Genomic DNA, 6,309 nt, shown 5'->3' with positions numbered 1-6,309 from the left:
GTTGGGGCAGGCGGGGGTGCCGGTGGTGTTGTTGTCGGCGACGTTGCCGCCGGGTCAGCGGCGGGCGTTGGTCGGTGCGTATGGGGCGAGGGCGGCGTCGGCCGCACCCGGCCCGACCGCCCCGGCGGTGACCCCGGCCAGCGCGAGGAGTGCGACACCTCCCAGCAGGAACCGTCGATGGGTCCGGACCCCGCGACCCGCCCCGGCGGAAGCGGGTACCGAGGCCGCACGTGCACCATCTGGTAGTACTTGTCGCATTTTCATGACTTCGGATCGTGGCATCGCGACCCGGCCGCCCCGTGCAGGCGTTTCCGAGCGGGCGGGGACAATGACCCGTGTGGCCTCATCGCATTCCCCCGACCCAGCGCCCGAGCCCGCCGACCGGCTCCACCGCGACGCGGACCCCGGCCCCGGCTCCGACCCGGCACCCGAGGCCGCACCCGACGCCGACCCCGCCACGGCCGCGTTCCGGGAGCTGCTGACCGGCCCGGGTCGCGCGCTGCTCGACCGGCTCGCCGCCGGCCACCGCCCGGAAGACGAGATCGCGCTGGTCACCCGGTTGCGGCGCGACCATCCCGCCGAGCTGGTCTCCGCCGCGCTCGCCCAGGCGGCGCTGCGGCGCCGGGCCGCCGCGAAGTTCGCCCCCGAGGACGCCGCCCGCATGTTCTTCACCGCGGACGGCGTCGAGCAGGCGACCCGCGCCGAGGTCGCCCGCCACCGCGCGCGGCGCATGGCGGCGCTGGGTGCCCGCCGCGTCGCCGACCTGTGCTGCGGCAACGGCGGCGACGCCGTGGAACTGGCCCGCGCCGGCCTGCGGGTGCTCGCCGTCGACCGCTCCCCGCTCGCCTGCGCCGCCGCGCGCGCGAACGCCGACGCGCTGGGCGTGGGCGATCTGGTCGAGGTCCGGCAGGACGACGTCACCACCACCGACCTCGCGGACTGCGACGCGCTCTTCGTCGACCCCGCCCGCCGCGCGGGCGGCAGCCGCCGCTTCGACCCCGAGGCGTACTCCCCCGCGCTCTCCTGGTCCGTGGCGGCCGCGCGCCGCCTGCCCGTCGCCGCGCTGAAGACCGGGCCCGGCATCGACCACGCCGACCTCCCCGCCGACGCCGAGACCGAGTGGGTCTCCGACGGCGGCGCGGTGAAGGAGGCGGTGCTCTGGTTCGGGACGGGGCTGCCCGGCCGCTACCGCGCCACCCTGCTCCCCGCGGGCGACAGCTTCCTCACCGACGCGACGACGGAGCCGCCGACCGGGGAGGCCGGCCGCTACCTCTACGAACCGGACGGCGCGGTCATCCGCGCCCGGGGCGTCGCCGACGTGGTGGCGGAGGTCGGCGGCCGGCTGCTCGACCCGGCCATCGCCTACGTCACCGCCGACACCCTGGTGGCGACCCGCCGGGCGACCGCCTACGAGCTGACCGACGTGCTGCCGTTCGGGCTGAAGCGCCTCAAGGCGCTGCTGCGCGAACGAGGCATCGGGTCGCTCACCATCAAGAAGCGCGGCTTCGCGATGACCCCGGAGGAGCTGCGGGCCAAGCTCCGGCTCGAGCCGCGGCGCCACCGCGCGACCGCGACCCTCTTCCTCACCCGGTCCGCGGCCGGGCCGCTGATGATGCTGGGTCACCCCGCCGAGCAGCCGACGCACTGACGCGTTCTCGCAGGACGCCGCGCGCCGCGCCCGGGCGGACGGGCGGACGGGGCGTCGGACCCCTCGTCGGCGGGCACCCCGGACGATGGAACGATGGTGCCGGCGATGCGACGGGCCGCCGTCCGCCGCACGCGACCCCCCGCCCGGGCGCGGCCGGCGCCGCCCCCGTCACGTAAGGATCCGCATGAGCTGGGACGTTCTGCTGACTCCGCCCACCGACGGCACCGCCTCCCCCGGCGAGGCCCCCGCTGCCCGCGCCACCCCCGCCCGCGGCGCAGCGGCGCTCGGGTCCGTCGCCGAGGTGGGCGCGGCGATCCGCGCCGCTGTCCCCGCGGTCGACCTCACCGACCCCACCTGGGGCTCCCTGGTCGGACCGCAGTGGTCGATGGAGCTCGCCGTCGGCGCCGCGGATCCCGTTCCCGCCGTCCTGCTGCACGTCCGCGGCACCGGGGACGACGCGGTGGCCTTCGTCCACCGACTGGCCGCGGCCCTCGGCTGCCGCCCGGTCGAGGCCGGCGACGGCCGTCCCGTCCCGGAGGGAGAGGCCGGGGTGGAGCGGTGGCGCGCGTACCAGCGCGACCGGGAGAACGCCCGGCCGCGGGGGCGCGTCACCGTCTGATTCCGCCCGCCCCGCCCCCGCCGGAGGACGCGGGCGGGGCCACGGCGGTGTTCAGCTCCCCCTCGTCCGGGTGAAATCTCCCCGGCGCACGCGCTCGGTCAACGTGTCCCCGCCGAAGGCCCCGTACCCCGAGGCCGCCCAGACGCTGCGCTCGGCGGGCTCGTCGAAGTACGGCACCTGCCTGCCGTCGCGCCGCACGGTCAGCACCTCGGGCGCACGGTGCGCCCGCACCGCGCTCGCGCACTGCTCGCACGCGGGGACCTTGAGCGCGGTCGTCCGGCCGACCTGCCGCCACCGCACCCGCGGTCCCGCCGGTCCGTGCAGCGGCTGGAAGAAGCACAGCCGACCCGGCTCCACGCCCGGTGCCGGTGCCGACGCCCCGTCCAGCGCGGCCGTGCCCTCCGCGACCAGCGCGATCACGCCGACCAGGTCGGGCACGTCCCGGGCGCCGTCCAGCACGGTGCCCGCCGCCGCGTAGGCGTCGAGGGCGTGGTGCAGTGCCTGGCCCGGGTCGGCGGACGGCCGCAGCACCCGCATGGTGCGCCGCCCCCGGCGTCCGGGGCGCGCGGGGTCGGCGGCCGCGTCGCCCGCGTCGGGCAGCGGCAGGTCGTGGTCGCTCAGCCGCTCGCCGAACTCCACCAGCTCGCTCCGCGCGCGCCGGCGCAGCTCGTCCTCGCCCGCGGTGCGGGCCACCTCGAAGACCGTGGCGGGCACCTCGTACCGCTGCCCGCGCCGGGACCGCGCCACCAGGACCGCCACGCCCGCCGTCACCGCCAGGACCGGCGCGACGACCAGCGCCACCGCGCCGAGAGAGGTCCCGCCGCCGGCGGCGCCCTCCTCCTGCTCGGACTCCTCCGGCGCCCCCTCGGTGAGCTCGGCACGGACGCGCTCGTACTCCGCGCGGCCCTCGCCCGCCTCGGTCAGCTCCACGATGCGGGACAGGCGCGTGGACAGCGAGGCGTTGTAGGAGGAGCGGTCGAGGTTGACGGCGCGCACCGCGGCCTCGCCCTCGCTCTCCGGCGACCACGGCCACTCGTACCCCCGCAGATGCCGCACGCCGCCTTCGCTGTTGGTGACGGCCACCATCGGCTCGTTCTCCGCCATGCCCATCCGGTCGCGCACCACCTGCAGCATGGTCTCGGTGGAGCCGTCCCAGTCGTCGCCCTGCACCACCGGCACCAGCACCACGTACAACGGCAGGCCGGTCGCCTCGATCTCCGCCGCCAGCTCCCGCTGCCGGTCCTCGGGCAGCGCCGGCTCGAAGAACGGGTCGACGTGGACGGGCGACTCGAGCAGGCCGTCGGCGATGCGCTCGCCGGCGCTCCGGCCGTCCCCGTCCTGCTGGGCGAGGGCCGGGGCGGCGGCCGCCGCGAGCAGCAGCACGGCGGCGAGCCCGCGGACGGCGGCGCGCAGCAGCGGCCGGGGGTCGGTCGCCCGGCGCCGGGCCGAAGCGCGGCGGACGCGGTCAGTGGACACCTCGGGCCTCCCGGGCGGCGGTGATGAGCTGCTCCACGTCGACGCCGCGCGGCCGGTCCTGGCGCAGCGGGCCGGGGAGCAGGTGGTAGGGGATCCAGCGGTTGCCCCACGGTCCGTGGGCGGCGCCGGCGGCGGCGACCTCGGGGTCGGGCTTCGCGTCGCGCTCCCGCGGCAGGCAGAGCGTCAACCCGGCGACGACCGGCGCCCGGCGGACGGCGGCACGGTCCCCGAAGTAGGAGCCGCAGGCCCCGCAGAGCGCCCGGCGGGCGGGCTGACGGTTCGGCATGCTCCACAGTGTCTCGGCGGTGGTGGCCGGCCCGTGCAGCGGGTTGACCGAGCACAGCTTCGCGGAGAGCGCCGCCGGCTCCGCCAGCACCGCGCTGCCGGCGCGCAGCAGCACGAGCGCGGCCAGTACCTCGGCCGGCGGGGTGTCGGGGTCGGTGCGGCCCGAGCCGTCGCTGTCGAGAAGCAGGGTAGCCGCGTCCAGGGCGTGGACGGCACGGTCGCGGACCGCGGGGTCGTGGGTGCCGTCGCGGTCCGCGGCGGCGCAGGCGGCGACCAGGGCGCGCAGCTCGGAGGCTGCGGTGTTCCGCAGCCGGCGGACGGCGGGGCGGGAGGGTGCCAGCGCCTGGACCTGCTTGCGGAGTTCGGCCTCCAGCGCCCGGTCCTTGGCTCGGGCGCGCTGGGCGGACGTCGTCGCGGCGGAAGCGCCGTGGCGGCGGTGGCCGAGGGCGGCGCCGGTGCCGAGGGCGACGCCGCCCAGCAGCATCGCACCCATCACCCCGGCGGCGATGCCGCCGCCGAAGTCCTCGTCGTAGAGGGAGCCCAGCGTGCGGTCGGCCGCCAGGTCCGGCTCCTCGTACCAGTCCCGGTCGAGGGTGTGCTCCCAGCGGTCGGGGTCGGGCACCGCGGTCTCCAGCTCGTCGAGGAGCACGCCCAGCACCTCCGCGTCGGTGAGCCGCCGGTCGGCGTCGCGGGCCTCGTCCCCGACCGCCCGCACCTCGTCACGGATCTCCCGGAGCGGCAGCGCGGTGCCGTAGCCGACGAGGTTGACGTCCTGGCGGCCGGGTTCGAGCAGCACGTACGTGCCGTCCTCGCCGGTCTCGCGGCGCAGCAGGTGCGCGAGATCGTCGATCCGGTAGCCGACCTCGGCGTCCCGGTCGGGGGCGACGGTGACGACGTAGGCGGGCTCCGGCAGCGCGGCGAGCCGGTCGGTGATCTCCGCCCGTTCCTCGGGGGTGAACGGGATCGGCAGCTCGGGGTCGACGTACAGCGGGCCGTCGTCCAGTGCCGCGGCGAGGCGGTCCACGCGCAGGCCGAGGTCCTCGTCGGTCGGCAGGGCGTGGTCGCGGGTGACCGTCTGGTCGAAGACCTGCGGCGCCACCAGCGGCACCACCGCTCCGGCGACCACCGCGAGCGGCACACCGACCAGGAACGGCCGGCGGCCGCGTCGGCGGGCGAGCCGGACCGCCCCGGCGCCGCTCAGCACCAGCAGCGGCAGCCCCGCGAGGGCGAGCCCGGTGAGGAACGCCTGGTTCCGGCGGTCGGTGTGGGAGATGAACATGTCGCCGGGCCGGTCCTCGTAGTCGCGGGCGCGCACCTCGGCCAGCCGGCTCTCGGTGTCGCCGGCCAGGAGGGTGTCGACGAACTCCGTGACGACACGCAGCGCGCCGGCGTCGCGCGGCAGGTCCTGCGAGGCGATCTCAGCGGCGGCGTCCGCCGGGAGGTCGGTGCCGAACGCGGCCGCGTAGGGGCGGCCGCCGCTCAGCATCAGGTAGACGCCGTCCTCGCCGAGCCGGTCGTGGACGCGCGCCAGCATGGTGCGGCTGTCGCCCCCGTTGACCGCGCCGTACGGCAGCACCAGGAGATAGGCGGGCACGTCGAGCCGCGCCAGCTGTTCGGCGTAGTCCGGGGCGGTGGAGCGGGGGACGGAACGGGGCACCGCATCGCTGATGTAGACGTTGTCCTCGGCCAGGCGTTCGGCGAGGTAGGCGGACTGCCCGGCGGGCGCCTCGCTTCCGCCGTCGACCTCCGGCGCCGCGGCCGGACCGGGGTCGGCCGGGACGGGATCAGCCGGGACGGGATCAGCCGGGCCGGTGCCGTCCTGTGCCGCCAGCGCGGTCGGTGACGCGGCGTGGGCGGTCGCGCCCGGGGCCGCCAGGGCCAGGACGGTCACGGCGGCGGTCACCGCCCCGATCAGCCGGCTCCGTATCGGCCCGTTCGGCCCGGCTCCGCTCGCCCTCATCGGGCCTCCCCCTCGACTGCGCCCCTTCGACGGCGCCGGTCGGTCCGGCGCGGCGCGGGCGGGTCGGTCGCTCGGCCGGTCGGTCACTTCCGTCGCTCGGTCGGCAGCGGCCCCTGCCCGGCCGGTCGAGCCGGGATGGTCGGGACCCGGCCCGCCTCGGCATCGTACGCACGCCCGCGCGCGCTCCGGCGGGCCGTGACGCAGTTGTTGCGTGCCTGGTACACCGGATCGACCGCAGGTCAGGGCGGCTCCGCCGGGGCGGGTCGCGACCGGTCGGGGTCGGCCGGGCGCGGGCGGCGGACGCGCGGCGGGCGGTGGGCG

Annotated in this window: 4 protein-coding genes; 2 read left to right on the top strand and 2 right to left on the bottom strand. The window is 77.7% G+C overall.

Annotated elements, in window-relative coordinates; genetic code table 11:
- Window positions 1-337: 337 nt before the first annotated feature.
- Both HCN52_RS20565 and HCN52_RS20560 read left to right on the top strand, forming a co-directional pair.
- Complete coding sequence (locus tag HCN52_RS20565; protein WP_376767174.1) at window positions 338-1,648, top strand: class I SAM-dependent methyltransferase; 1,311 nt, start codon at window positions 338-340, stop codon at window positions 1,646-1,648.
- 184 nt (window positions 1,649-1,832) lie between these two features.
- Window positions 1,833-2,267, top strand: a complete 435-nt coding sequence (locus tag HCN52_RS20560; protein ID WP_168089944.1) for a hypothetical protein — start codon at window positions 1,833-1,835, stop codon at window positions 2,265-2,267.
- Window positions 2,268-2,318: 51 nt separating this feature from the next.
- Here the strand turns inward: HCN52_RS20560 and HCN52_RS20555 are convergent, their stop codons facing one another.
- Together HCN52_RS20555 and HCN52_RS20550 are read right to left on the bottom strand one after the other, a co-directional pair.
- Window positions 2,319-3,743 (bottom strand): hypothetical protein, encoded by a 1,425-nt coding sequence (locus tag HCN52_RS20555; protein ID WP_168089943.1) that lies wholly within the window; start codon window positions 3,741-3,743, stop codon window positions 2,319-2,321.
- On the bottom strand, window positions 3,733-5,988 hold the full coding sequence (locus HCN52_RS20550; protein WP_168089942.1) for a hypothetical protein: 2,256 nt from the start codon (window positions 5,986-5,988) through the stop codon (window positions 3,733-3,735). Before HCN52_RS20550 ends, HCN52_RS20555 begins: the two co-directional genes overlap by 11 nt.
- Window positions 5,989-6,309: the final 321 nt, after the last annotated feature.

This window comes from Streptomyces bohaiensis, assembly GCF_012033785.1.
GTDB classification, from domain to species: Bacteria; Actinomycetota; Actinomycetes; order Streptomycetales; family Streptomycetaceae; genus Streptomyces; species Streptomyces bohaiensis.
The sequence above is the reverse complement of the archived record's forward strand: the minus strand, read 5'-3'. Positions and strand labels throughout refer to the sequence as shown.

Bases quoted from the DNA above. Each gene is read 5' to 3' on its own strand.
- HCN52_RS20560 (WP_168089944.1), top strand. From the start codon at position 1,833: ATGAGCTGGGACGTTCTGCTGACTCCGCCCACCGACGGCACCGCCTCC.
- HCN52_RS20550 (WP_168089942.1), bottom strand. From the start codon at position 5,988: ATGAGGGCGAGCGGAGCCGGGCCGAACGGGCCGATACGGAGCCGGCTG.